Genomic DNA, 22,735 nt, shown 5'->3' on the forward strand with positions numbered 1-22,735 from the left:
CGTCGGCTCAATGAGAGGAAGAACGCCGATGAAGACCACAGACCAGCACGCAGTGGACACCGACATGGACGCGGTGCTGTTCACCGCCCGACTGGCCACTGTCGGAGTCTTGCTCCTGGCCGCGCTGTGCGCACCCCGTGAGACCAGCGAACGCGCATTCCGGCTGCTGGACTTGGTGAAGGACAGCCCCGAGCCCCCGCCACCGGCGCCCGCGCCTTCGGTCCGGCGCCGCGCCCAGCAGGGAGGGCGCTGACGGACCATCCCCCGCCCCTTCCAGCGCAGAGCCGGGGACCGACCTATCGCGCGACCACGACGCCCGAGTCCTGTTCGTCGCCGCTCCCACGTCTCGTTGCCCGATCTCGATCGTTTTGCGGAAGAGCGTTGGTGGCACGCCCTATTGTCGGTCTTCCAGGCACCACTGTGCGGGGCGTATGGGTGTGGGGTCGAGGGAATTCAAGGGGAGCGGGTACCACTGTGCAGGCCAAAGAGACGCTGTTCGCCGACCTCGTGCAGGGGCGGGCTCAACAGTTCCAGGTGCCGCTCTACCAGCGGACGTACTCCTGGACAGAGAAGCAGTTGGCTCAGCTGTGGAGCGACATCCTCGATCAGGTGGACCTGCTGGAGACCGGGGAGAAAGCGAGCGCGCACTTCCTCGGCTCCGTGGTGCTTGCCCCGTCCCCGCAAAACGAGGCGACGTTCCCTCGCTGGCTGGTGGTCGACGGCCAGCAGCGGCTGACCACGATCTCCCTCGCACTCGCCGCCATCCGGGACCACCTCGCCCAGAGCCGGCCGGACGAGGCCGAGCGGATCGACGAGGAATACCTGATCAACAAGCGGAAGAACGAGAACGACCGGTTCCGCCTCCTGCCCACCCAGGCCGACCGGCCGCACTACGCCGCGCACATCCGCGGCACCCACGAGGGGCAGGCGGCGGGGAACAACGTGTCGGTCGCCTACCGCTTCTTCCGCCGCAAGCTCGTCGAGGCGGAGGGCCCCGTCGACCCGCAGGACGTCCTCCGGATCGAGCAGGCGATCACCTCCCGGCTCACCCTGGTCGCGGTGACCGCCGAGGCCGGTGACAACGTCCACCGCATCTTCGAGTCCCTCAACAACACCGGCCTCAAGCTCAGCCAGGCCGACCTGCTGCGCAACTACCTCTTCATGCGGCTGCCGACCCGTGGCGAACTGGTATACGAGACGTACTGGCTGCCGCTCCAGGCCAGCCTGAGCAACAAAGAGCTCGAACAGCTCATGTGGCTGCAGCTCGTGCTTGACGGCGACGACCGGGTCCGCCGCCAGGACCTGTACGCGGCTCAGCAACACCGCTTCGAGCAGACCGAGGTCAGAGAGGCGGACATCGAGGCGTACGTGAAGGAACTGCACCGGCGGTCCATGCACTTCCGCAAGGTGGTTCGCCCCGATGAGGAGGGCGATCCGGCTGTCCGTGCCCACCTTCGCCGACTCGACGCCTGGGAGGCCGCGGCTACGTACCCGGCGCTGATGCTGCTGCTCGACCGTCGCGAACGTGGAGAGACCGACTCGGCGGAGACGGCCCGCGCCCTGTCGTACATCGAGAGCTTCCTGGTACGCCGCACCGTGTGCCGCGTACCGCCAAACAACCTCAACCGGATCTTCCAGTCGGTTCCCGCCCAGCTTCCGCTGGACGTCCCCGTCGCCGACGGTCTGCGCCAGCTCCTCTCCGCCAGCAACCGCTACTGGCCCGACGACGACGAACTGCGCGAGAAGTTCAGGACCGTGCCCTTCTACCTGTACGGCCGGCCGGAGCAACGCAAACTGGTCCTCCAGCGGCTGGAGGAGAGCTACGACCACCCCGAGCCCGTGGACTTCGCCGCCGCGAAACTCACCATCGAGCACGTCCTGCCGCAGTCGGCGGGCGACGACTGGCTCCAAGTTCTCGCCGAGGACGCCACCGACGGCGAGACCCCGCAGGACGTGCACGCCCGACTCCAGCACACCCTGGGCAACCTGACCCTCACCGCCCAGAACTCCGAACTCTCCAACCACCCCTTCGACCGCAAGCAGGACCTGCTGCACAGCAGCCACCTGGAGATGAACCGCCGCATCGCCGCCACCGACCGCTGGGGCGCCCGCGAGATCGGCGCGCGTGCCGACGAGTTGGCCGAGCGGGCGCTCGCGCTCTGGCCGTCCCCGCTGCGCGGGGTGGGCCGGGCCGAGCGGAGCCGCGACTGGCAGCTCGTCCACCAGGTCCTCGCCGCCCTGCCGCACGGCACCTGGACCTCGTACGGTGACCTCGCCGCGTACATCGGCTCCGGCGCCCAGGCGGTGGGCAACCACCTTGCCCAGACCGCGGGCGTCGTGCAGGCCTACCGCGTCCTCAATGCGGAGGGCCGGATCGCCGACGGCTTCCGCTGGGCTGGCCCGCAGCCGGAGGGTGAGGACGTACGGGCGCGACTGAGCGCCGACGGCATCCACTTCACCCAGACCGGGGCAGCCGACCCCGCACAACGCTTGACCAGTACCGACCTGGCACTGCTGCTGGCCGATCCCGACCAGGAGGAGTCCTCGGAGGGCGTGGTGGCGGCGGGGCGCGATGGAGCGGAGCCAGAGGGGGAGACCCGGGCCGAGCGGTTCTTCCGCCAGCTTGCCGCGGACGACACCCCCGAGACTGTGGGCGCGGTGCGTACTCTTCTCGCCCGGTGGGAGGAGCTGGGCGGCTGGGTCGGCTATGGGGCCGGCCACGTCACTACCAGCGCCTTCCTGATGCTGGGTGCGGCAGGTCTCCCCGGCGCTGGGATCTGGCCGCTGGTGCTCTACCCCGGCGGTGGACGCGGTGGTTTGGCGGAGGTGGTCTTCCAGTACCTCGCCACCCGCGAGCCCTTCACCGATCGTCCGCTGCGTGCGGAGCTCCTCGGCCGCGTCAACGGCTTGGACGGCGTCGACATCCCGGAGGGGAAGCTGGACTTGCGTCCCAACTTCCGGTTGGCCTTGCTGGAGAAGGACGGGAACCGCGACGCGCTGGCCGAGACCCTGACCTGGTTCCGGGACCGATGGATCGGCCGGGACATGTCCTGAGCTCCGACTCCGGCCCCGGGACTGGTGGACTCGCATATTGAGGTGTCGAGTATTCAGGCTGAGATGCGGAACTCTGCCACTGAGCTCTTTCAGAGTGGCCACTGATCGGGTGACGGGCCAGTGTTCCGCAACGCACGAGGCTCCCGTGCCGTTGAGAGAGGTGTTCGACATCCCAACTCCTCAACACAGGAGCCTCGTTGGTTCCCCGCCCTGCCGCACTCGACCTGCCGCACGCCCTGGTTGAGTGGGTATCCATGCTCATCGTCACCCGTGAGGGTGACCGACGCTGCAAGCTACCGCCCCACCAGCGCGCTCTCGTCGGCCTGGTCTACCTGCGCCGCCACGACACGCTCGCGCAGATCGCCGTCGGCTTCGGCATATCCGTCGGCACCGCCCACGCCTACGTCACGGCCGTCGTCGATCGCCTGTCCCGACGGGCGTCCGGCCTGCTGCGTGTCCTACGCGAGACTGATCCTGATCACGTCCTGCTCGACGGGACGCTCGCCGAGTGCGACCGGGTCGGCGACAGCCGGAGCGACTTCTCGCAGAAGCACCGTCGCCACGGCGTGAACGTGCAGGTCATCGCCGGCCCCGCAGGCAAGCTGCTGTGGATCTCACCCGCGCTGCCCGGCCGCACCCACGACCTGACCGCTGCCCGAACCCAGCACAGATCCGCATCGCGCACTCCGCGGTGCGCCATCTCCTGCAGACGGAAGGGAACTGGGACACGGCCAAGTGGGGGGGCGCCACTGAGCCAGCTGGGCATGTTCGCGGAGTGGAACCTCTTCAGCAGCTACCTGGCCGACCACCTCTACCGGCTCAACGTGCACCCCACTGAGCAGCAAGCGGCGGACTGCCTGCACATGTGGCGGGTGTGGGGGCATCTGCTGGGGATGCCGGACGACAGCATGCCCGAGACCGTGGAGGCGGCCCGTACGCGGGCTGCGGCAGTGGACGCGCTGTACGCGCGAGTGACGCCGAAGTCAGCGACGTACGTGAAGGCGACGATCGAGTATTTCGCCTCCCTGGCCGGCCCGAAGGAGACAACCGTTCCCCCCGCGACGGCCCTGGTGCGCTACATGATCGGGGACACGGATGCCGATGCCTTCGGCCTCGACCGCTCCTCGTGGGACGCGGTGGTGCCGCTGGCCGTCAAGGGTTTCTTCACCGGGACCCAGGCCGGCGGGCTTCCGACACCGTCGGTGACGATGACGCGGATCGCGACCGACATGGTTGGCCGTGCCATGAACGACGGCAAGAAGGCCCACCTGACGATGCCGCTGCACCTCTACGGGCACCGGTAACCACCTCCCGCCGGCATTCGTCTTCGCCTGCTGAGACACGTACCCATGGCAGCGGCCGGCACCTCCTTGGCCGACGCGGCGGCCACCGCGTTTATGGGACACCGCTTAGCTTGACGTTTATGGTCTGTCGTCGAACACGGCCTCGAACTTGCTGATGGGTTTGCCTAAGTTCCGGACGTAAGAGCGGCCTTCGCCTGATCCTGTGCTCCGTCACAGAGGCATGGGATCAACACGAAGGCCGTAGCTATGAGTCTGCTGCAACGCGGCGCCCCGCGGGATGCGTTTGCCGAACTGTCACGCTTCCGGACGGAGCTCTACGCCTGTCTGGTCAGGCGGGGCGATGCACTGTTCGAGCTCAGTGATGCCTTGTTGTGCGCGGATGGTCCGGTGAGGACGTTGGTCGAGCTGTTGTTGGAGCCTGAGCACCGGCGTGGGCATGGCGCCTTGTACGGCGGCCTGAACTGCGGGAATCTGGATGTGGCACGGCTGCGCAGGACGCTGGCAGGGCTGCCGCTTCCCCGCACGGCGTCGGGGCGGCTGGTCCTGGCGGTCGATGTGAGCAACTGGCTGCGGCCGGACGCGAATACCAGCCCGGACCGGATGTTCTGCCACACATACGGACGAGGCAGAAGCTCGGCCCAGATGATCCCCGGTTGGCCCTACTCCTTCGTTGCCGCTGTGGAGCCGGGCCGCACCTCGTGGACGGCTGTGCTGGACGTGCTCCGGCTGCGGCCCTGGGACGACGCGATCGCCGCCACCGCCGACCAGGTCCGAGAGGTGTTCCAACGGTTGTATGTGGCAGGCCAGTGGCGGATCGGCGACCCGCCCGTTGTGGTCGTCTTTGACGCCGGCTACGACGTGACCCGCCTGGCCTTCCTGCTCGCGGACCTGCCCGTGGAGTTACTGGGCCGGATGCGTTCAGACCGCGTCCTGTACTTTCCGCCTCCGCCCCAGCCGGCGGGCAAGCGCGGTCGCAAACCCAAGCACGGGGCAGAGTTCACCTTCGAGGATCCGGCCACCTGGCCGGTCCCGTCCATCACCACGGTGACCGACACCACTCACTACGGGCAGGCCGTCGCCGCGGCGTGGGACCGACTGCATCCACTGCTGACCCGGCGCTCGGCCTGGGCCGACCATCCCACAGGCGAGTTGCCGATCATCGAAGGCACCGTCATCCGTCTACAGGTCGACCACCTTCGCGGCGACCGCGACCCCCGGCCGATCTGGCTGTGGTGGTCGGCCATCGATGCCACCGCCGGGGACGTCGACCGGCTCTGGCAAGCCTTTCTGCGCAGATTCGACCTGGAACACACCTTCAGGATGTTCAAGCAGACGCTGGGCTGGACGACTCCCAAACTCCGCGAGCCGGCCGCCGCCGACCGCTGGACCTGGCTGGTCATCGCCCAATGCCACGAAGTTAAGAGCTCAGCGGGGATGTCAAGGCGGGTGAGATTCAGTGAAGCCTCTGCTATCCAGGGGATCGACCAAGATCTTCCTGAGAAAGCAGAGGCCCAGTGGCCAAGTCTGTCACGGGCGGAACTATTGACGTGTTCGCGCCTGGTCACATCGGTGAGTTAACGCAGGTCGTGCCCTCGGAGCTGGTTGACGCGGTTCTGGAGGAGACCGGAGCACGGGAACGCAGGCTGCGGTGTCTGCCCTCCAGAGTCGGAGTGTATTTCGTTCTGGCTTTGGGACTGTTCGAACATCTCGGCGCCCGACTTGTATGGACAAAGCTCGTCGCGGGGCTGGCAGGACCGGTGGCTGAACCCTCCGAGAAAGCACTTCGTGACCTGCGCCGACGGATCGGCTCCGCCCCGGCCCGGAGACTGTTCGAGGTGCTGGCAGGGCCGCTGGCCCAGCCGTCCACTCCCGGGGTGAGTTACCGACGCTGGCGAACAGTCGCCTTCGACGGGTGCAGCAGCCTGATCGTCCCCAGCCATGAACGGAACTGGTGCTGGCTGGGCCGCCCCGCCAGCCGCCTCGGCGAAGCCGGGTACCCCAGACTGATGCTGATGACGCTGTGCGAGACCGGCACTCGCGGCCTCATCGCGGCAGCCTTCGGGCCGGTGGCCAGGGGCGAAACGTATTACGCGCAACAGCTGGTACCGGATCTGACCCCGGACATGCTGCTCCTTGCGGACCGTGCCTTCCACACCAACGATCTGCTCAGCCAGGTCGCACGCCAAGGCGCGCAGTTCCTGGTGCGCTGCACGAGCCGCCGGCACCCTCCCGTACTAACCCTGCTGCCAGACGGTTCTTACCTCACGCGTGTCGCTGGCCTCGTCCTGCGCGTCATCGAAGCCGAGATCCGCACACGTGCCGCCGACGGCAGTACCTTCGGCGAGACCTACCGGCTGTTGACCACGCTCACTGACCACCGCACCGACCCCGCCCATCAGCTCGTCCGCCTCTACCACGAGCGCTGGGAGATCGAGTGTGCCTACCTGGCGCTGCGTCACACGCTCCTCAAGGGCCGCGTTCTGCGTTCGAAGGATCCCGCCGGTCTCACACAGGAACTATGGGGACTGCTCGCCCTCTACCAAGCCCTGCGATCGGTCATGGTCACGGCTGTGGAGACCCGGTCCTGCACTGATCCGGACCGAGCCTCCTTCATCATCGCTCTGGAGGCCGCACGCGACACCGTCGCCATCATCGCTGGCCCCATGGCGGCCCACAGCCCCGGCACCCAGGCCGACCTGGTCGGACACATCGGAACCCGGCTCTTGCACACCATGCTTCCCAAACGTCGTCCGCGGACCTCCGCCCGCGTGGCGAAGCGCGGTATCTCCCGCTACCACACCTGGAATCAGGATCACCGACCCCGCGACAGCAGCCCTATCACTGCCATCGACATCACCATCCGTGCCCCTGCTCTCCCAACGTCACTGGACCCGGCTCGCAAGCCGTCCAGTCCCTGGGAACAGCTCTGCCAGATCTTCACCGCGCGCGCCAACCAACCCCTGCACGCTCGCGATCTGGCCGACCACATGGGACTCACAGTGCCTCGGGCCCGCAAGAACCTCACCTCCCAGCTCTGCCTCTGGACTCGCAACAGCCTGCTGACCCGCACCGCACCGAACACCTACAAGATCACGCTGCCCGACACCTTGACACCATCTCCTAGCCCCTAACTTCGTGGCATTGGGTCATCGCCGCCCACACCCAGCTCCGCCTGGCCCGGCCCCTTGCCGAGGACCTTCGCAGACCCTGGGAGCGGCCCGCACGCCAAGGACGTCTCACCCCTGCACGGGTCCGCCGAGGATTTCGCCGCCTCCACGGCAAGGCCCCCCAACCAGCCGGTGCACCGAAACCCAGCACGGCAGGCCCAGGCCGGCCAATCGGCGTGAAGAACAAGCACCGTGCACGCGAACGCACCGTAGGGAAACAGGGCCAACCGGACCTCGCGGCAACCATTACAAGCAGCAGAGCTGGATAAACGTCAAGCGTACGTCCAGCAGTCCGGGCGTCATCGCAGCTCAGAAGGGATGCAAGTGATGTAACCGGTCGTCAAGCTCAGGATAGCCAGCCGGTGTAAGTCCGGTCCGGGGAGACGCCAGGGTCCCCGGTAGCTGACTCCCGGCGTCACTCGAAATGGTGGCGTCGAAGTGGAGTGACAAGCGCCCTTCGGGGGCGTGCAACCGACCAGTCCGCAACATGAAGTGAAGCCTGCAGCGTCGTCATTTAACCCCCGCCCGCAGGCGGGCCAAGGAGGAGCCGAGCCTGTGCTTGAAGGGCGAAGGCCACGGAAGGCGATGGCGTCCCGCGGAGTGGTGTAACGGATCTTGGCTGGGAAGTGCGCCGTTTCCGTGCCCTCGCGTGCATCGACTGCCTGTGAACGCTCCCTGAGAACGGGGCAGGCCACCGTGCAACTGTCCTTGGTGAACTGCCAGTTCGCTCCAAGGGGGTGCCCGGTGGCCTTGTCCCAGCATGACCTACTTCGCCTGCTTGAGTCACTACGTTCGGCAGATGGTCTTGAACTCGTCCGCGAGGTCGCTGAGCGGCTGCTGCAGGAACTGATCGAGGCCGAGGCCACCGCCCGGATCGGTGCGGAGTGGGGCGAGAGGACCGACACCCGCACTACCTGGCGCAACGGGCACCGGGAGAAGACCGTGACCACGCAGGCCGGCGACCTGGAGCTCGCGATCCCGAAACTGCGGGCCGGCAGCTTCTTCCCGAGCCTGCTCGAGCGTCGGCGCCGGATCGACCAGGCCCTCTACGCGGTCGTCATGGAGGCATACGTCCACGGCGTCTCCACCCGCTCGGTCGACGACCTGGTCAAAGCCCTCGGCTCGGACACCGGCATATCGAAGAGCGAGGTGTCCCGGATCTGCGCGGACCTCGACGAACAGCTCGACGCGTTCCGCACCCGGCCGCTGGATCACACCCGCTTCCCCTATGTCTATCTCGATGCCACCTACGTCAAGGCGCGCGTGAACCACCAGATCGTCTCCCAGGCCGTCGTCATCGCCACCGGCGTCACCGAGGACGGCGGCCGTGAGGTCCTGGGCGTCATGGTCGGCGACAGCGAAACCGAAGCGTTCTGGACCGAGTTCCTGCGCTCGTTACGGGAACGCGGCCTGACCGGTGTCCGTCTCGTCATCTCCGACAGCCACAGCGGCCTGGTCAAGGCCATCCGCAAGGTCATGCTCGGCGCCGCCTGGCAGCGCTGTCGTGTCCACTTCGTCCGCAACGTCTTCTCGGTGATCCCGAAGGGAGCCGCGGAGATGGTCGCCGCGACGATCCGCACGCTCTTCGCCCAGCCCACCGCCGAAGCGGTCCGGGCCCACCTCGACACTGTCTCGGACATGCTCGGCCAGCAGTTCCCCAAGGTCAAAGAGATGCTTCTCGACGCGAAGGAGGACCTGACCGCGTTCGCGGACTTCCCCCACCAGCACTGGAAGAAGATCCAGTCGACCAACCCGCTCGAGCGGCTGAACCGGGAGATCAAGCGCCGTTCCGACGTCGTCCAGGTCTTCCCGAACACCGGCGCCGTCGACCGGCTCGCCACCGCCGTCCTCGTCGAACTCCACGACGAGTGGATCGCCTTCCCCCGCCGCTATCTCTCCATCGAGAGCATGGACAGCCTCTATCCGGACAACACCACCTGCCTGCCCGGCACTGCCGAATGATCAGCTACACCACACCACGGGACACGACCCGGAAGGCGATCCAGAACCTGGAGCGGTCGCCGAGGAACCTCCCGGCGTAAGGGGCGTGGAATGGTTGGAAGGTTGTCCTGGGAACTGGAGAGAGCCTCCTCGGCCCCGGGTTTGCGGCCCGGGAAGCGTGGCTCGCCTATAACCGGCAGAACCGGGAAATGGCGGGTTGCCGAGAGGCAGTCGGAGGGGGTCGTAGTAGTGGTGATCGACGGGACAACACAACCCGCCGGGAGCGAAGGGCCCCTGCTTCATCGATGCGGATCGCGAACAGGGAGGGACCCGGATGAGTGCCGTATCGGCTAATTCCATCCGCCGGGAGGAAAGGGCTACAGGACCGGGCCGTCGTCCTCTGGACAAGGTCCGAGCCTTGCAGCGGACGCTTTACCGCTGTGCCAAGCAAGAACCTGAACGCCGGTTTCATGCCCTGTATAGCCATGTCCACCGCATGGACGTTCTTCGGCGGGCGTGGGCCGGTGTGTGTGCGAACCGGGGAGCCCCTGGCGTGGACGGCGTGACCGTCGACGCGGTGGCGTCCTCGGGGGTGGATGTGTTCCTCCAGGACCTGTCGGAGAAACTGCGGACGCATGTGTATCGTCCGTCGGTGTTGCGGCGGGTCCAGATTCCCAAACCGGGGCGGCCGGGGGAGTTGCGGCCGCTGTCGATTCCCACAGTGGCGGACCGGGTGGTGATGTCGGCAGCGAAGCTGGTCCTGGAACCGGTCTTCGAGGCCCAGTTCACCGGGGCGAGCTACGGATTCCGGCCCAAGCGGTCCGCGATCGACGCGTGCGAGGCTGTGCGCGTGGCCGCGAACCAGCGGCGGGAATGGGTGTTCGAGGCCGATATCCGGGACTGCTTCGGGACGATCGATCACGACGCGCTGATGGCCCGAATGGCCCGGCATGTAGTGGATCGATCGATGCTGAAGCTAATCCGGGCCTGGCTGCGGATGGGAGTTTTGGAGGGCGGGGCGACCTCTCCGACCGGGGCGGGAACCCCGCAGGGCTCACCCATCTCCCCACTGCTGGCGAATATCGCTCTGCACGTTCTCGACGAGGCGTGGCAGGACGAGGGCAGCCGGCTGGGAGTGCTGGTGAGGTACTGCGATGACTTCGTTGTCCTGTCGCCGACCAAACAACGGGCGGAACACACCCGGGAATTGGCGGCTCGGGTGCTCGGACGGCTGGGGATGCGATTGCATCCGGAGAAGTCCGGCATCACCTGCCTCACCCGGGGCGGGCAGGGCTTTGATTTCCTCGGATTCCACCACCGGAAAGTCGAGTCGTGGAAATGGCGGGGCAGGTTCTACTTGCAGCGCTGGCCTTCGGCCAGAGCGATCCGGGTGCTGCGGGAGAAGATCCGCACAGCCACCGGCCGCTCGAAAACCGAACGGCCCGTGTCCGCTGTGGTCGCCGACCTCAACCCGGTCCTGCGGGGCTGGGCCGCGTACTTCCGCAACGGGAACTCCGGACGGAAGTTCAACGCTGTCGACGGCTACGTCCATGAACGGCTGGCGATCCTCACCAGCCGGAAACACGGCCGAGCGGGCCGGAATTGGGCCACTCGCTACACCTATGAGTGGATCACCCGGCTCGGGGTCTATCGCCTCACCGGAAACGTACGCAGGACGACGGCGCATGCCAGTCGGTGAACGATGTCGGAAAGCCGTGTGCGGGAGAACTGCATGCACGGTTTGAAGCGGCGGGGACTGGAAACGGAGCGGAAGCCACCGCGCCAGTCCCCGACCCTACTTAGAGGCGACAGAGTCCTTCACTTCGACCTGCACGACGAAGGCCCCCGACAGGTGTCGGGGGCCTTCGCCTTCAGCCCTTGTACGGGCCGGTCAGCGGGATTACCTACGAGGCGCTCGTCCGGATGAGCGCGCCATGATCGTTCCGTCCATACGTACGGCCCGCGTTCTTCTCGATCTTCCGGGCGACCTCGGAGCCCAGGTCCACATCATTCATCTGCGCCAGGGCTGCCAGGTAGAGGAAGACGTCGGCCAGTTCCTCCCCGAGGTCTGGCAGCCCCTTGCGCCAAGCAGTGAAGGCTTCACCCACCTCAGCGTTCAGAAGGCCGAACTCCAGGGCCACATCGGTGGTGTTGAACCCCTTGAGTTCCTTGTTCTCCCAGGCGAGCTTCTGGGCGTCTCCGATGTCCAAGGCTCCTCCAGCGGCGGTACAGCAGGTGCCCTAGAAGCGTAGCGGGAGCGGTGTGTCGATCGGGTCGGCTTCGGCGAGCCGTCACCCTGCCGAGGGGAGCTCAAGGAGCGAGGTGTCGAGCTTGAGTACATGGGTGTAGTCCGCGAGGGTGGAGAAGACCCTGTCGTAACCCGTCACCAGTTCGGCGATTTCCTCCAGGCTGATCGCCTCGCCATCGCGTGACAGGAGCCGCTTGTGGATGACGGTGGGGGGTGCGGTCAGGTGGACGAGCACGCCGGAGCGTTTGATGACGCTCTCGGCCAGGTCGATCGCCTGGGACCAGTTGATCCGGGAACGGCCCCGGTGAAGCGGGCCATACACCAGCTCGCTGATGAAGCACCGGTCGAAGAGGATCTTTCCGTCCCCGGCGAGGATGGTCCTGTAACGACTGGCCAGGTCGAGATGGTCGGGAGTCCTTGGAGAATGGACCATGGTGAAGCCGTGGTGTGTCGACAGACGCTCGCCGAGCGTGCTCTTGCCGACTCCGTCGCAACCCTCCAGGACCACGGTCTGATAGCCGGCGATCTCGTCGGGGTTCATGCGGCCAGCCAGGACAAGACGGCTTCTTCGTTGTCGAGGTGAGCATCGACGGCGTACTGGATCATGAGGTTCCGCCAGTTGGGCTCGCGGCCGTGAGCGTGCGTGAGTGTCGGGCGCGGCTGGAAGGCCGCGGTCCGTACGCCGCTGGCCAGGGCCGCGCCGATGAGCAGGGCGGCGCCCGGTGGTGTCTCGGGGCCAGAGACGTCGGCCAGCAGTCGGGAAGCCGAACGAACCGCAGCCAGGTCGGCCAAGGCCCCCGTGATCGGGTCCGACGCCGTGAAGCGCTGGGGCACCACCACGGTGTGGCCGGCGTCCGCACAGGCTTCGGCCAGGTGGTCTCGGTCCCATGCCGTGTACGGCGACGCCTCGACGTACACAGGCGTACCTATGGCCGAAGGCGAGCCTGCAGGGAGGGGAGCACGACCCGGAAGGTCGAGCACGGCGTCGACGGCCGCGTCGAGGGCCGTGTTCGTCTGGGCCACGTTACGTGCTTGAAATTCCTGGAACCGCGACTGACCCGGGGCGGGTGACAGGGGCGGCGGTCCGAGCTTGGCCACGCGCACGATGCGGGTGGCCACGGCCTGGAGGAGGGGGTCGGGGAATTCGAGGTGGGTGCCGGCCTCGGTCATCGAGTAGGTCTGGAAATCGGTGGTGAGCACGACGACGGGAACGCCGGAGGCGGCGGCGTACCCGATCTCCATGCAGACCCCGTCGTCGAGGCTCGGGCCGTGCAGGACGGCGACCATGGCGTCGAGGCGTCCGAGGCGTTCGCGGTCCAGCTCGAACAGGCGGCGTCCCTTGACCTCGGCGACGAGGTCCTCCTCGTCGGTGTCGCAGAACGGCAGGAAGATGCGATCTGGGCCCACCTTCCTGGCGATTCGATCGGCGAAGTCGGCGGCGAGAGAGCGGTCGTGGGCGGCGAAGAGACGGTGGGCTATGTAGACGGTCACGGAAAGAGGTCCCCCAGTCGGTAGGTCAGCCGTGTCGGGGCGCGGGGATCGGAAGGGACGGTACTGCGACGTACCTGGCTGCGGCTGCTGTCGCCTCGGCCAGGGCTCGGGCGGTTGTCGTGCCGCGCGAGCGGTGGGCCAGGTAGGTGCCGGCGAGGGTGTCGCCGGCGCCGGAGACCTCGTGCGCAGGATGTGGCGGCGGAACGGCAGAGGCGACCTGACGCCCGAAGGCGCGGACCACGGCGGCCCGGGGACCGTCGGTGACGACCACCTCCGACAGCGTGTCGCAGTCGACCGCCTGGTCCAGGAGCCGGTACTCAGCGGCGTTGACAAACAGGGTGGTCGCCGCCGGCAGCCAGGGTGCGGCAGCGTGGATCATCGCCTCCGCGCTCGGCAGGAAGAAGTCCACGCTGAACTGGGCCGTGGTTTCCGCGAGTCGACCGAGTACCGCCTCGACATCCAGCGGGCGGCGGCAGCAGACGTGAAAGGTGGCGTGCGGGTACGTGCTCACGTGCCCCAGCGCGTGCTCGGTCAGAGCCTCGGCCACACCGTAGTCCGTGCGAGCCTCCACCAGTTCGCCTTGCAGGTCGTACTCCAGGTCGAAGGTCGTTGACGTGCCTTCCGCCTGGAGCCGTGCCGACCAGTCGAGCGCATCCAGGCCCGGTGCCCCGGGGAGGTGGGCAAGATCGTCCCCGAGGACGCAGACGGGGGTCGCCCGGCGGCCGGCCTTCGTCGCCGCCAGCGATACGAACAGGGCCGCGCCGCCGAGCCGCGCCCCACCACGATGGTCGGGATAGCGCGTCAGGTCCCGGCTGATGTTGCCGATCACGTCGAGCCGTTCCACGTGCTCCCCCAAGGGGTCAGGCAATCCGGGTGGGGTGTGCGCAGCCGACGACCTTCGTGCAGACCGGTCGTCGGCGGCAGAGCTGCGGGGAGGGGCCGTTGAGGTACAGGCGTTTGAAATAGATCAAGACGAGGTGCACCCACCACGTCGGCTCCGTCCCCTCTGGGATGGTGACCTGGTACTCGTTGGCGGTGACCAGGGAGCGGAACTCGTCCGCGCGGGCGTGAACGACCGCTTCGAGGACATGCCGCATCCGTTCGTGCGCCACGGCGCCCGACGGCAGGGTGATGCCCAGAACGGGTGCCAGCTTGGTGACCATGCCGGAATCCACCGGGATGATGCCGCAGTGGCACCCGCGGGCGGTGAGCAGTGCGCACTGAGCGACCTTGTAGGACGCGCCCCGCACTCGCATGGCGAAGTCGAGGACCAGGGCGTCCAGATCCGCCGACTCCGCCGTCGGATCGACCCCCTCCTTCTCCCAGCCCTGGAGCAGCTCGGCGAGGGAGCGCACGTAGTCGATCCGGGCCTGCGGCAGGCCGATGGGGCGCACCAGCGAGGTCAGCTCGGCGTCCGTGCTCGCAATGAGGTCGTCGAAGCCACGGGCAGCCGCCGATGTGATCACTCCGGCGTACGTCTCCACCATCCGGTAGGAGACCCGGGTGGACCAGCCGGCGGCGAGCATCCGTACCCGCGGGTCACTGATCGTCGCCGGCCACCACCGGTTCTCGTCGTGATTGGCCTCTACTTCGGCCCGCACGTCCGGCAGGCCGGCGGCACGAGTAACCAGCCGGTGGACACGACGGACCTCGATCGGCTTCGGCTTCACGCGTTTGACCGTCATGAACCGACTCCAGCAGGAACTCGGGCAGCCAGCAGCGCCATGGCGAGATTGGACGACAACACCGGCTTCCCGAACCGGTGCTCCAGTTCGTCGATCACCGGCAGGGTGTGCCACCCGGTGCACGACAGGACCACCGCTCCGGAGGCTTCCACGGCGGCTTGCGGTAGCTGCTCCACCAGGGCAAGGATCTGGTCGGGGGTGACCTCGGGGTAGCCGTCGGTCAGGCCCAGACTCGCGTGGGCCAGGATCTCCACGCCGGTCTCGGTGAATGCCGCAGCTTCCGCTTCGGTCACCGGGTCGGGGTAAGGCGTGACGAGGACCACACGTGCCACGGCCGCCTCGGTCAGAGCCCGCACGAGGGCGTCGAAGGCGGTGAACATGCCGCTCGGCAGCGGCGGGCCGCCCGTGAAGTGCGCCGACGTGCATGCCAGCATCACCACGTCGAGCGGGACGTGCGACAACGAGTCCAGCGCCTGAGCCGATGCCTCGCGCAGCCCGTGCCAGAAGGAGGCGTCGATCGCCGTCGTCCGGGACGCGGGCACGAGCCGTGCGTGGTGGAAGGCGGTGTGGCGCAGGCCGAGGCGGGACAACTCGGTCTCCACGGCGACGTTGGCCCAGGGCAGCAGCAGACCCGCACGGATAGTGCGGTCCGCCGCCGCGTCCATGGCCGCCAGCGTCGCGAGCGTCCCGTCAGGAAGCGGACGCAACGCGCTCTCCGAAGATCATGCGGGGCGAGTGGCCGGTGACCACCAGGTCACCGGTGGTACCGAGCGGCACCGCCGCGCCACGCTCGACGACCTGAATGGAGTACGAGCCCAGCCGCCGCCAGTAGGTGCCCTCTTCGCTGATGAAGTAGGAGTGGAGTCCGGGCACTCGCAGACCGGTCGGATAGACGCGCTCCTTCATCGGCTGATCCCAGGTGAAGTCGATGTCCGCCTTCCACGACGCGAAGTGCTCGGCCGACGGCAGCGGCTCCCGCTCACCGAGTGCGGCGAGCGGGGTGCCGGGGAACGCCCTCGCCAGGCGCACGTTCGTTCGGTGGCACAGCAGGCCAGCGTCGAGAATCCCGGCCAGGCCGCGAAGGTTCGCCACGTGGGTCCCGTGGGTCTCCCCGGGGAGACCGTAGATCAGGTTCAGGCCCGGGAGGAGCATCGGCAGACCACCGGGGCCGCGAGCGGCACCCGCCGTGTTCACGTGCTCGACGGCGCGCACCAGGATTTCGGGCGTGCAGGTGAGGGTGTTGCGCTCGATGACGGCCGGGTCGAAGCTCTCGATGCCCATCGGCGCGCAGTTGCCCTCGGTGCAGAAGTCCGCCACCAGCTTGGCGATGCGTAAGCCGACGGGCGCGGCCACGGTCAACGGATCGGCGTTGTCGATGTGGAGCACCTCCAGCTCGGGGCAGTGCTCGCGGATGCCGCTGAGCAGGGCGCGGATCGCGTCCTCGTCCCGGTTGCGGTAGGAGAAGAAGCAGGTCTGCTGGCCGAGTCGGAAGTTGCGGACGCCGGCGGCGTAGAGCTGTGCCGCCTCGGCGACGACATCGTCGACCTCGCGGAAGGCGACGAGGGGCGCCTTCGTCGGCTCGTTGCAGAAGTCGCAGAACCTGCGTCGGGTGCAGCCGCGGTACAGCTCCAGCTCGGCGATCGGACGCCAGGGCATCTGCTCGACGAGGCCGGTGAACGATTCGCGTTCGCGTCGCATCTGCGCGTAGTCGGCCGGGCGTCGACTGCCGAGCAGAAGGTCGCCGGACGTCACGGTGTGGGTGTGGACGGCGTCGAACAACCCGGCGTACTCCGCAGGGGCGGCCAGGGCGTAGGCGGACAGCGGGCCGAGCAGGTACCGGCGGCCTCGCGTGCAGGCGAGCGCGCGAGCGATCTCCTCGAACGACCCGTTCAGGGCGTGCAGATGGACGGACGGAACCGCGTCTCCGGCGATGACGATCACGATCTCGGCGTCCCGCAGGAGCTGAACGGCGGCGTCCCGGTTGACGGTGGCGGAGTAGGTGAGCCGATCACTCTGCGGCGGTTCGATGGTGGGCTTGCCGCCAGCCAGACACCAGCGGACGTCGTCGATGGTCACGTACCGGACGTCAGCCTCCGGCCGAGCCTGCCGCAGCGCCGACCAGGCGTTTCGGACGTAGGTCGACAGGTAGGGCGGTACGCCGAGGCCACTCGGCTCGACGGTGAAGCAATCCAAGATCACTACAGGCTGCATTGGTTCTCCCTCCCGTGCTGAGGGCGCCGGCGGCGTTCCAACGGCGTCCTCGCCGGGAAGGGCCGTGGGCCCCACAGCCCTCTCAGTGTCAGTGCTGGCAGGGTTCGGGAGGAGGGGGTGACGGGGTTGTTCGGTTGTACAGGGGTTGCATTTCCGTGGCTCTGTGTCCGAAGGCTGGGACGCAGGGTGATCCACAAGGCATCATCTGCACATGGGCAGTTCAAGGGCGAGCGGTGAGGCCAACGCCGTATTCGCGGCTGTGCTCGAGGAGGCCGGCTGTTCGCACGCCGCTTTGGCGCGCAAGGTCAACGAACTGGGCGCGTTGCAGGGCGAGGTCTCCCGCTACGACAAGGCATCGGTGACCCGATGGCTACAGGGGATGACCCCGCGAGGCCGCGCCCCGGAGTTCATCGCCGCTGCCTTGGCAGGGTTCTTAGGCCGCTCTGTTTCTCCCGTGGACATCGGCTTCGCTGAGCAGTCCCAAAAACCCGTAGTTTCAAGGTCCTTGACGTACCGTGAAGATGTGGGTGAAACACTTCATACGCTCGCGGAGCTTGGTTCGACCGACATCTCGCGGCGCAGTCTCCTCGGCGCGGTGCCGTATGTCGCGTCTGCTCTCCTGGACCCCCAACGGCAGTGGCTGCTGTGGCTCTTGGAAGACGACCAGGCCCCCCGGCTCGCTGTAGTTGCCAGCAGCGGCCCTGCGCAGCAGGTCCAGGCGATGATCGAGATGTTCGACGAGATGGACAACCGCTTCGGCGGCGGTGGAGTCCGAGCGAGCATCGTGCACTATCTGAGCACCGAAGTCGCCCCCAAGCTGCAGCAGCGCAACCTGCCCCAGCACCAGCGCCGCCTCCTGTACACCTCGGCTGCGAAGTTGGCAGCTACGGCTGGGTGGTGCTCGTACGACTCAGCCGAGTACGGGCTCGCGGAGCGCTACATGATCCAGGCGTTGAGGCTGTGCGCCGAGGGCGGCGACCGCGTACTCGGCGGGCAGATCCTGGCCGGCATGTCGCACCTCGCCACCAGCCTCGGCAACCCCGCCGAAGGAGTCTCGCTGGCGAGAGCGGGCATTGCGACCGCCAAGTCGACGGGAAGCCCCCTCGGGCTCATGCGCTTGCACGCCATGGCCGCCCGCGGGTATGCCGTCCTGGGCGATTCCCAGCGCGCGACAGCCTCCCTTCTGGCGGCCAGCAGGGACCTGGAGGCCAGCCGGGGCCCTGCCGAGGAATCGCCGTGGGTTCGCTTCCTGGACCACCACTATCTGGAGGCCGAAGCCGCCCTGGTCCATCGCGATCTCAGCGAAGCGGGGCAGGCCGAGCGCCTCGCCCTGGCTTCCGTCGAGGCCAACGGGGACCGTCGTCGTCGGCAGGCCATCAGCCGCTCGGTGCTCGCGACGGCGTTCCTCCAGCAGAACAGGCTGGACGAGGCGGTCGACACCGCGAGCAACGCCGTGGACCTGCTCGCCGGAGTCCACAGCGAGCGGTCTGTCCAAGCGCTTCGCGACTTCCGTGCACGTCTTGCTCCTCACCGAGGCGAAGCTGTTGTCCGCGACTTCGAGCGGAAAGCCCGACCGATACTCGGCACAGCCGCCTGAAGGCGCCGGTCAGTACCCTTCCGGCGTCGGCGCGTTCTGGCCCTTGTCGACGGGCAGATTGATCCCGGTTACCGCACGCGACTGGTCCGAGAGCAGGAAGGCGATCACGTCCGCCACCTCCTCCGGTCGCACCAGCTCACCCCCCGGGAACTCCGAGCGGAATCGGTCGTAGGCCGGTGGGTCCTCCTGGCGCATCCGGTCCCACCGCTTGCCGGGGATGAGCATCGATCCCGGCGAGACCGCGTTCACTCGGATGCCGTCCGGGGCCAGCTCCCTGGCCAGGGACGACACCATGTGGATCTGAGCCGCCTTCGCCGAGCCGTACTGAGCCTGCGGTCCCGGCTTCCACCCGGATACCGAAGCCACCACGACGACCGATCCGCCGCCGGTTTCCCGCAGATGCGGGGTACTCGTCGCGACCAGCCGGGCGACGTGGCCGACGTTCATCTCCCACGTCGCCGACCAGTCCTCGGCAGATGCCTGGGTGATTCCCCGCCCCCGCGCACCGCCCGCGCACGCGACGACACCATCCAGCCCGCCCAGCGCTGAGGCGGCGTCTTCTACGAATTGCCCCAGCAGCTCCGGCACGGATACGTCCAGAGACCGGACGAACAGAGCAGCCGGCATGTCCAGCGAACTGCGAAGCGCTTCCAACGGCTCGGACTTCCGGGCGCACGTCGCCACCTGCGCTCCTTCGGACAGGAGCAGGCGCACCACGTGCTCGCCCAGTCCTCTGGAGCCTCCCGTCACCACAATGCGGCGGCCCGCGAACCGCCCTGTCGCCCCTTGCTGTCCGCGGTCATGCCCTGCGTCCGTCATCTGCGCACCCCTTAAACAACCGTGCCAACCCGCGTGGTCGAAGACATCCTGCATGCCCCCTTTCTGACCAGGGCGCCGCAGCGGTTCTCTTATGGGCGTACCCGACCCAGGGCCAATCGTGCAGCGGCGACCAGCCGGCATCGGCGCTACGGACCCGGGTGACGACAAGAACCCGGAACGGCAATTCACCATCGCTCAACCGTCGAACCCGGGTCAGGCAGTCCCCAACACGAAGCGAGAGCCAGCGGCACCCCGCGCTCCTCTCCCGACTCGGGAGGCACCATGTCCCAGACACCACACCCGCGAGACACGCTCACGCTGGCCGACACGCCCAACGCTGTGGGCCTGGCACGGCTGCACGCGGCTCACGTTCTCTCCCGCTGGGGCGTGCCGGCCGAGGTCGTGGAGACGGTAAAGCTCATCGTCTCGGAGCTGACGACCAATGCGGTACGGCACCCCAAGAAGAAGGAGGGCGAGGAGGTCTCTCTGCTCTCCTCGCAGTGCGACGTGCAGACCTTCGAGCTGGCGCTGGAGATAGTGCGTGACGCCGTCAGGGTGTCCGTGTGGGACCGCGACGCGAGGCCGCCCGTGCTGACGGAGCCCGGGTTCGAGGCGACGAGAGGGCGAGGGGTCCTCATCGTCGCGATGATGAGCAGTCGCTGGGGTCATTACCCGGCTCGGGGCAGGTCCGGCAAGGTGGTGTGGGCCGAGGTCGGCCTCAGCTCCATGAGCCGTGTCGGTGAGAGCGAGAGCCTGGAGCGGCCCCCGGGGCGGCCTCCGTCGACCGGGCGTAGACGGCCCCGGCCCGACCCGCACCTGCTCGGCCGTGTGCTCGTCGGCGTCAGGGAGCTCTGAGCCGTGGACGCGGTAAACGGCGTCGGGTCGCAGAGCGCCGAAGCGACGTATAAACAGCTCCGGTCGGAGCTGGACGCGCTGTGGCGGATCGGAAACCGGTACGACTACACCAGCAACGACGTCGAGGCCGTCCGGCAACTCGTAGAGCCCTGGTTGCCGATCGCCAAGGCCCGGCTGGAGGCTGCCACCGGCTCCCCCTCCGATCAGGCCCGCTGGCAGAGCCTCGTCGCGGCGGTAGAGAGGCCCAGCGACGAGGTCGAGCCCAAGTTCACCACGGTGAGCACGCCAGCGCGCGGCCTGGTGCGTGCCTTGATGGACTTGATGGAAGCGACTCGACCGGGGCCGAGCGCCCGAGAGATCACGGATCGCCTGCGCGCTGCCATCAACGATGGCACCCATCCGCCCGGGAGCATGTTGTCGCGGATGCGCATCACGGCGGAGGCCGGCCTCACGCCGGCTTCCGCAGAGCGGGTCGAACTCGCCCTCCAGGACCTGGCGGCGATGGGGCTGGTCACCGTCCTCCCCTCGAAGCGGATCCGAGTGGCAACACCGGTCCGGGCAACCTGACCTGCATTCCCACCGCAAAGGGCAACGAACCGCCCCTTGCCCCTGGTCACGGGTCTCCGGCAGCCGTGAGGGACCAGCAGGAAGCGCTGGATCCGAGGCTGGTCGGAGGTGGCGCCGATCGCGCCCCGGCTGCTCTCCGTGGGGAAGTCGGCGGCCAGCCCGTTCTCCCATCGCCGTTCTCACTCGACGCCACGGCGTACGGGGCCGGCATGGCTCCCCAGCACTCGTTTTCCACCGTACGAAAGGGCATCACGCCATGAAGCTCTCCACCACCATCCTCGCCGCCACCGTCGTGGGAGGTGTCGGTGTCGCTCTGGCCGAGCGGCGTCACCGGCAGCGCCTCGACTTCGATTCGACGGCGCTCCACCAACGGCTGTGCTCGGACATCACCACTGACGAGCGGCAGTTGGCGCTGTGGGACGTGAACGGTCTGACTCCCGAGCAGTTCGCCCGTTCGGTCGCCGTGAACCGGCAGATCTCCTACACCCAGATGAAGTACCGCCTGGGCCTGCTGAACAAGAGGACGCTGGTCGTGCAGATCCGGCACCTCATGGAGCGGCCCGGTGTCCGGGAGTACTGGCAGCGGCACCACGCCTTCCGGTTCGCCGAGGCGACAGACCGCCGGGACATCGAGTTCCTCACGCTCCTCAATGAGGAGTACGACCTCGCGACCCGCCACGAGGATTCGCAGCTCGCCACTGCTTCCTGACGTACCCGGACGGTCTCCAGACCACCCTCCCCGTTGCTGCCCACCGAGGCGCGATCGGGAGGGCACCTAGCCGGGCCCCTCAATGAATGGCCTGCCGAACGCATCGGCGGCCGGGGGGCGGCACTGCGCCCGACATGAGGGCGCGGTGCCCCGGCCGCCGAGTGGTCCCGTTCACGACCCGAACACGGCGGCCGGCCCGCTTCCTCCGCCGGGTGGCCCCGGTGACGCGAACCCCCGCGCGAGGCCGCCCGCCCGGCGGAGGACCCACCCACCACTACAAGAGAGGTCCCAGGTGAATCAGACCGCCGCCGAAGTGCACACGTCGGCGTTCGTTTTTGCGGGATCGCTCGCGCTCCGGCAGAACGGCTTGCGCACCCAGATGCTGCGGGAGGCGCGGTGACCACCGCCCTTCGCCAGCCCCGGCTGCTTCCGGTACCCGCCGTCGCCCTGTGGTCGTACCAGAAGGTCCGCACCCCGTCCCTACGGATCGGTCCTGATGGCATCTACCACGAGGGGACTGAAAACCGGGATGAAGAAGGCCAGTTGTGGCCCCAGGTTCGCGGTTCCCAGACCGGTGCACCGCAGTACGCGGTGATGAACCCTCTCAAGCAGCGCCAGGCGATGAAACGGCTGCTGTGCCAAGTCGGCATGGGGCCGGCCACCCGCACCGAGTATGGCGTGCTGTGGGTGCTGCCCCGGCCGACCGGCTCGCCCGAAGATCCGGAGTACGACTGGGACCAGGGCGTGACGACGACCGAGCCGCCCGTGTGTCGCTTCCATGCCCGGGTCTCGGCGTACCAGTGTCCCCGGCTCAGGACGAGGGGGCACGTGGCGGTCTTCGTCCGCGAAGCGGAGCTGGTGGCGGTGGAGGGCACGTACTACCCGCCTCCGTCGATCGGGGTCCGCCCGATCAAGACAGCTTTGCCTATCGACTCCCCGGATACGCGCCTGATGGTCGCCGACCGTCTCGTCCGTCGTCTGCGGGCCACCACGCCGGTCGACCTCACCGACCGAATCCTCGCCCGTGGCGCGCTCCCCTGCACTCGCCGCACTCCGGCCAAAAGCCGGTGAGCACGAAGAGGCCAGC

General features: G+C 67.9%; 18 protein-coding genes and 4 pseudogenes. 14 read left to right on the plus strand and 8 right to left on the minus strand.

Annotation, left to right across the window (positions count from 1 at the left end; genetic code table 11):
* The first annotated feature begins 28 nt into the window (after positions 1 to 28).
* The 9 genes and pseudogenes from BN1555_RS26345 to ltrA all read left to right on the plus strand — a co-directional run bounded on the left by BN1555_RS26345 (position 29) and on the right by ltrA (position 11,165).
* A complete protein-coding gene (locus BN1555_RS26345; RefSeq protein ID WP_093801692.1) occupies positions 29 to 253 on the plus strand; it encodes a hypothetical protein in 225 nt (74 codons plus the stop codon).
* A gap of 221 nt (positions 254 to 474) precedes the next feature.
* Complete coding sequence (locus BN1555_RS26350) at positions 475 to 3,054, plus strand: GmrSD restriction endonuclease domain-containing protein (protein WP_093801693.1); 2,580 nt, start codon at positions 475 to 477, stop codon at positions 3,052 to 3,054.
* A 197-nt stretch (positions 3,055 to 3,251) separates the two neighbouring features.
* Positions 3,252 to 3,725, plus strand: a pseudogene (locus tag BN1555_RS40610) (transposase family protein); the annotation flags it as partial.
* 87 nt (positions 3,726 to 3,812) lie between these two features.
* Positions 3,813 to 4,358 (plus strand): annotated as a pseudogene (locus BN1555_RS40615) (oxygenase MpaB family protein); the annotation flags it as partial.
* 246 nt (positions 4,359 to 4,604) lie between these two features.
* Positions 4,605 to 5,780 (plus strand): annotated as a pseudogene (locus BN1555_RS26360) (NF041680 family putative transposase); the annotation flags it as partial.
* Positions 5,781 to 5,872: 92 nt separating this feature from the next.
* Complete coding sequence (locus BN1555_RS26365) at positions 5,873 to 7,489, plus strand: IS4 family transposase (protein WP_093803659.1); 1,617 nt, start codon at positions 5,873 to 5,875, stop codon at positions 7,487 to 7,489.
* 5 nt (positions 7,490 to 7,494) lie between these two features.
* Positions 7,495 to 7,713 (plus strand): annotated as a pseudogene (locus BN1555_RS41355) (transposase); the annotation flags it as partial.
* A 556-nt stretch (positions 7,714 to 8,269) separates the two neighbouring features.
* On the plus strand, positions 8,270 to 9,487 hold the full coding sequence (locus BN1555_RS26375; RefSeq protein ID WP_093801695.1) for an IS256 family transposase: 1,218 nt from the start codon (positions 8,270 to 8,272) through the stop codon (positions 9,485 to 9,487).
* A 475-nt stretch (positions 9,488 to 9,962) separates the two neighbouring features.
* Positions 9,963 to 11,165, plus strand: a complete 1,203-nt coding sequence (ltrA, locus tag BN1555_RS26380) for a group II intron reverse transcriptase/maturase (RefSeq protein WP_176710141.1) — start codon at positions 9,963 to 9,965, stop codon at positions 11,163 to 11,165.
* A gap of 205 nt (positions 11,166 to 11,370) precedes the next feature.
* Here ltrA and BN1555_RS26385 read toward each other — a convergent pair whose 3' ends face one another.
* From BN1555_RS26385 to BN1555_RS26415, 7 genes are all read right to left on the minus strand, one after another.
* On the minus strand, positions 11,371 to 11,676 hold the full coding sequence (locus tag BN1555_RS26385; RefSeq protein WP_093801697.1) for a MazG nucleotide pyrophosphohydrolase domain-containing protein: 306 nt from the start codon (positions 11,674 to 11,676) through the stop codon (positions 11,371 to 11,373).
* Between the two features lie 81 nt (positions 11,677 to 11,757).
* Entirely contained in the window at positions 11,758 to 12,255 is a 498-nt protein-coding gene (locus BN1555_RS26390) for a nucleoside/nucleotide kinase family protein (protein ID WP_093801698.1), read from the minus strand.
* Entirely contained in the window at positions 12,252 to 13,205 is a 954-nt protein-coding gene (locus BN1555_RS26395; protein WP_093801699.1) for a nucleoside 2-deoxyribosyltransferase, read from the minus strand. The genes BN1555_RS26390 and BN1555_RS26395 overlap by 4 nt, the downstream gene beginning before the upstream one ends.
* Positions 13,206 to 13,230: 25 nt before the next feature.
* A complete protein-coding gene (locus BN1555_RS26400; protein WP_255306176.1) occupies positions 13,231 to 14,061 on the minus strand; it encodes a PfkB family carbohydrate kinase in 831 nt (276 codons plus the stop codon).
* Between the two features lie 4 nt (positions 14,062 to 14,065).
* Positions 14,066 to 14,890 (minus strand): hypothetical protein, encoded by an 825-nt coding sequence (locus BN1555_RS26405; protein ID WP_093801701.1) that lies wholly within the window; start codon positions 14,888 to 14,890, stop codon positions 14,066 to 14,068.
* Positions 14,887 to 15,597 carry a maleate cis-trans isomerase family protein gene (locus BN1555_RS26410; RefSeq protein WP_093801702.1) on the minus strand — a complete coding sequence of 237 codons (711 nt, stop codon included), beginning with the start codon at positions 15,595 to 15,597 and terminating at the stop codon, positions 14,887 to 14,889. Before BN1555_RS26410 ends, BN1555_RS26405 begins: the two co-directional genes overlap by 4 nt.
* Positions 15,581 to 17,101, minus strand: coding sequence for a radical SAM protein (locus BN1555_RS26415; protein WP_093801703.1), 1,521 nt, complete (start codon positions 17,099 to 17,101; stop codon positions 15,581 to 15,583). The genes BN1555_RS26410 and BN1555_RS26415 overlap by 17 nt, the downstream gene beginning before the upstream one ends.
* Before the next feature lie 211 nt (positions 17,102 to 17,312).
* On the opposite strand from BN1555_RS26415, the gene BN1555_RS26420 reads away from it, so the two are divergent.
* Positions 17,313 to 18,698 carry an NsdA family TPR-like regulatory protein gene (locus BN1555_RS26420; RefSeq protein ID WP_176710142.1) on the plus strand — a complete coding sequence of 462 codons (1,386 nt, stop codon included), beginning with the start codon at positions 17,313 to 17,315 and terminating at the stop codon, positions 18,696 to 18,698.
* A 9-nt stretch (positions 18,699 to 18,707) separates the two neighbouring features.
* On the opposite strand, the gene BN1555_RS26425 is transcribed toward BN1555_RS26420, so the two are convergent.
* A complete protein-coding gene (locus BN1555_RS26425; RefSeq protein ID WP_093801704.1) occupies positions 18,708 to 19,517 on the minus strand; it encodes an SDR family NAD(P)-dependent oxidoreductase in 810 nt (269 codons plus the stop codon).
* Between the two features lie 282 nt (positions 19,518 to 19,799).
* Here BN1555_RS26425 and BN1555_RS26430 point away from each other — a divergent pair, with 282 nt between their 5' ends.
* The 4 genes from BN1555_RS26430 to BN1555_RS26445 all read left to right on the plus strand — a co-directional run bounded on the left by BN1555_RS26430 (position 19,800) and on the right by BN1555_RS26445 (position 22,719).
* A complete protein-coding gene (locus tag BN1555_RS26430) occupies positions 19,800 to 20,372 on the plus strand; it encodes an ATP-binding protein (RefSeq protein WP_093801705.1) in 573 nt (190 codons plus the stop codon).
* A gap of 3 nt (positions 20,373 to 20,375) precedes the next feature.
* A complete protein-coding gene (locus BN1555_RS26435; protein ID WP_093801706.1) occupies positions 20,376 to 20,939 on the plus strand; it encodes a GntR family transcriptional regulator in 564 nt (187 codons plus the stop codon).
* A 256-nt stretch (positions 20,940 to 21,195) separates the two neighbouring features.
* A complete protein-coding gene (locus BN1555_RS26440) occupies positions 21,196 to 21,648 on the plus strand; it encodes a DUF6082 family protein (RefSeq protein ID WP_093801707.1) in 453 nt (150 codons plus the stop codon).
* Positions 21,649 to 22,044: 396 nt separating this feature from the next.
* Entirely contained in the window at positions 22,045 to 22,719 is a 675-nt protein-coding gene (locus BN1555_RS26445) for a hypothetical protein (protein ID WP_218058202.1), read from the plus strand.
* The last annotated feature ends 16 nt before the right edge of the window (positions 22,720 to 22,735 follow it).

It is taken from the genome of Streptomyces sp. Wb2n-11 (assembly GCF_001049855.1).
Classification (GTDB): Bacteria; Actinomycetota; Actinomycetes; order Streptomycetales; family Streptomycetaceae; genus Streptomyces; species Streptomyces altiplanensis.

Excerpts from the sequence above, each read along its gene's own strand:
- BN1555_RS26345 (WP_093801692.1), top strand. The coding sequence starts at position 29 with ATGAAGACCACAGACCAGCACGCAGTGGACACCGACATGGACGCGGTG.
- ltrA (WP_176710141.1), top strand. The coding sequence starts at position 9,963 with ATGGACGTTCTTCGGCGGGCGTGGGCCGGTGTGTGTGCGAACCGGGGA.
- BN1555_RS26390 (WP_093801698.1), bottom strand. The coding sequence starts at position 12,255 with ATGAACCCCGACGAGATCGCCGGCTATCAGACCGTGGTCCTGGAGGGT.
- BN1555_RS26405 (WP_093801701.1), bottom strand. The coding sequence starts at position 14,890 with ATGACGGTCAAACGCGTGAAGCCGAAGCCGATCGAGGTCCGTCGTGTC.
- BN1555_RS26415 (WP_093801703.1), bottom strand. The coding sequence starts at position 17,101 with ATGCAGCCTGTAGTGATCTTGGATTGCTTCACCGTCGAGCCGAGTGGC.
- BN1555_RS26420 (WP_176710142.1), top strand. The coding sequence starts at position 17,313 with ATGGGCAGTTCAAGGGCGAGCGGTGAGGCCAACGCCGTATTCGCGGCT.
- BN1555_RS26425 (WP_093801704.1), bottom strand. The coding sequence starts at position 19,517 with ATGACGGACGCAGGGCATGACCGCGGACAGCAAGGGGCGACAGGGCGG.
- BN1555_RS26430 (WP_093801705.1), top strand. The coding sequence starts at position 19,800 with ATGTCCCAGACACCACACCCGCGAGACACGCTCACGCTGGCCGACACG.
- BN1555_RS26440 (WP_093801707.1), top strand. The coding sequence starts at position 21,196 with ATGAAGCTCTCCACCACCATCCTCGCCGCCACCGTCGTGGGAGGTGTC.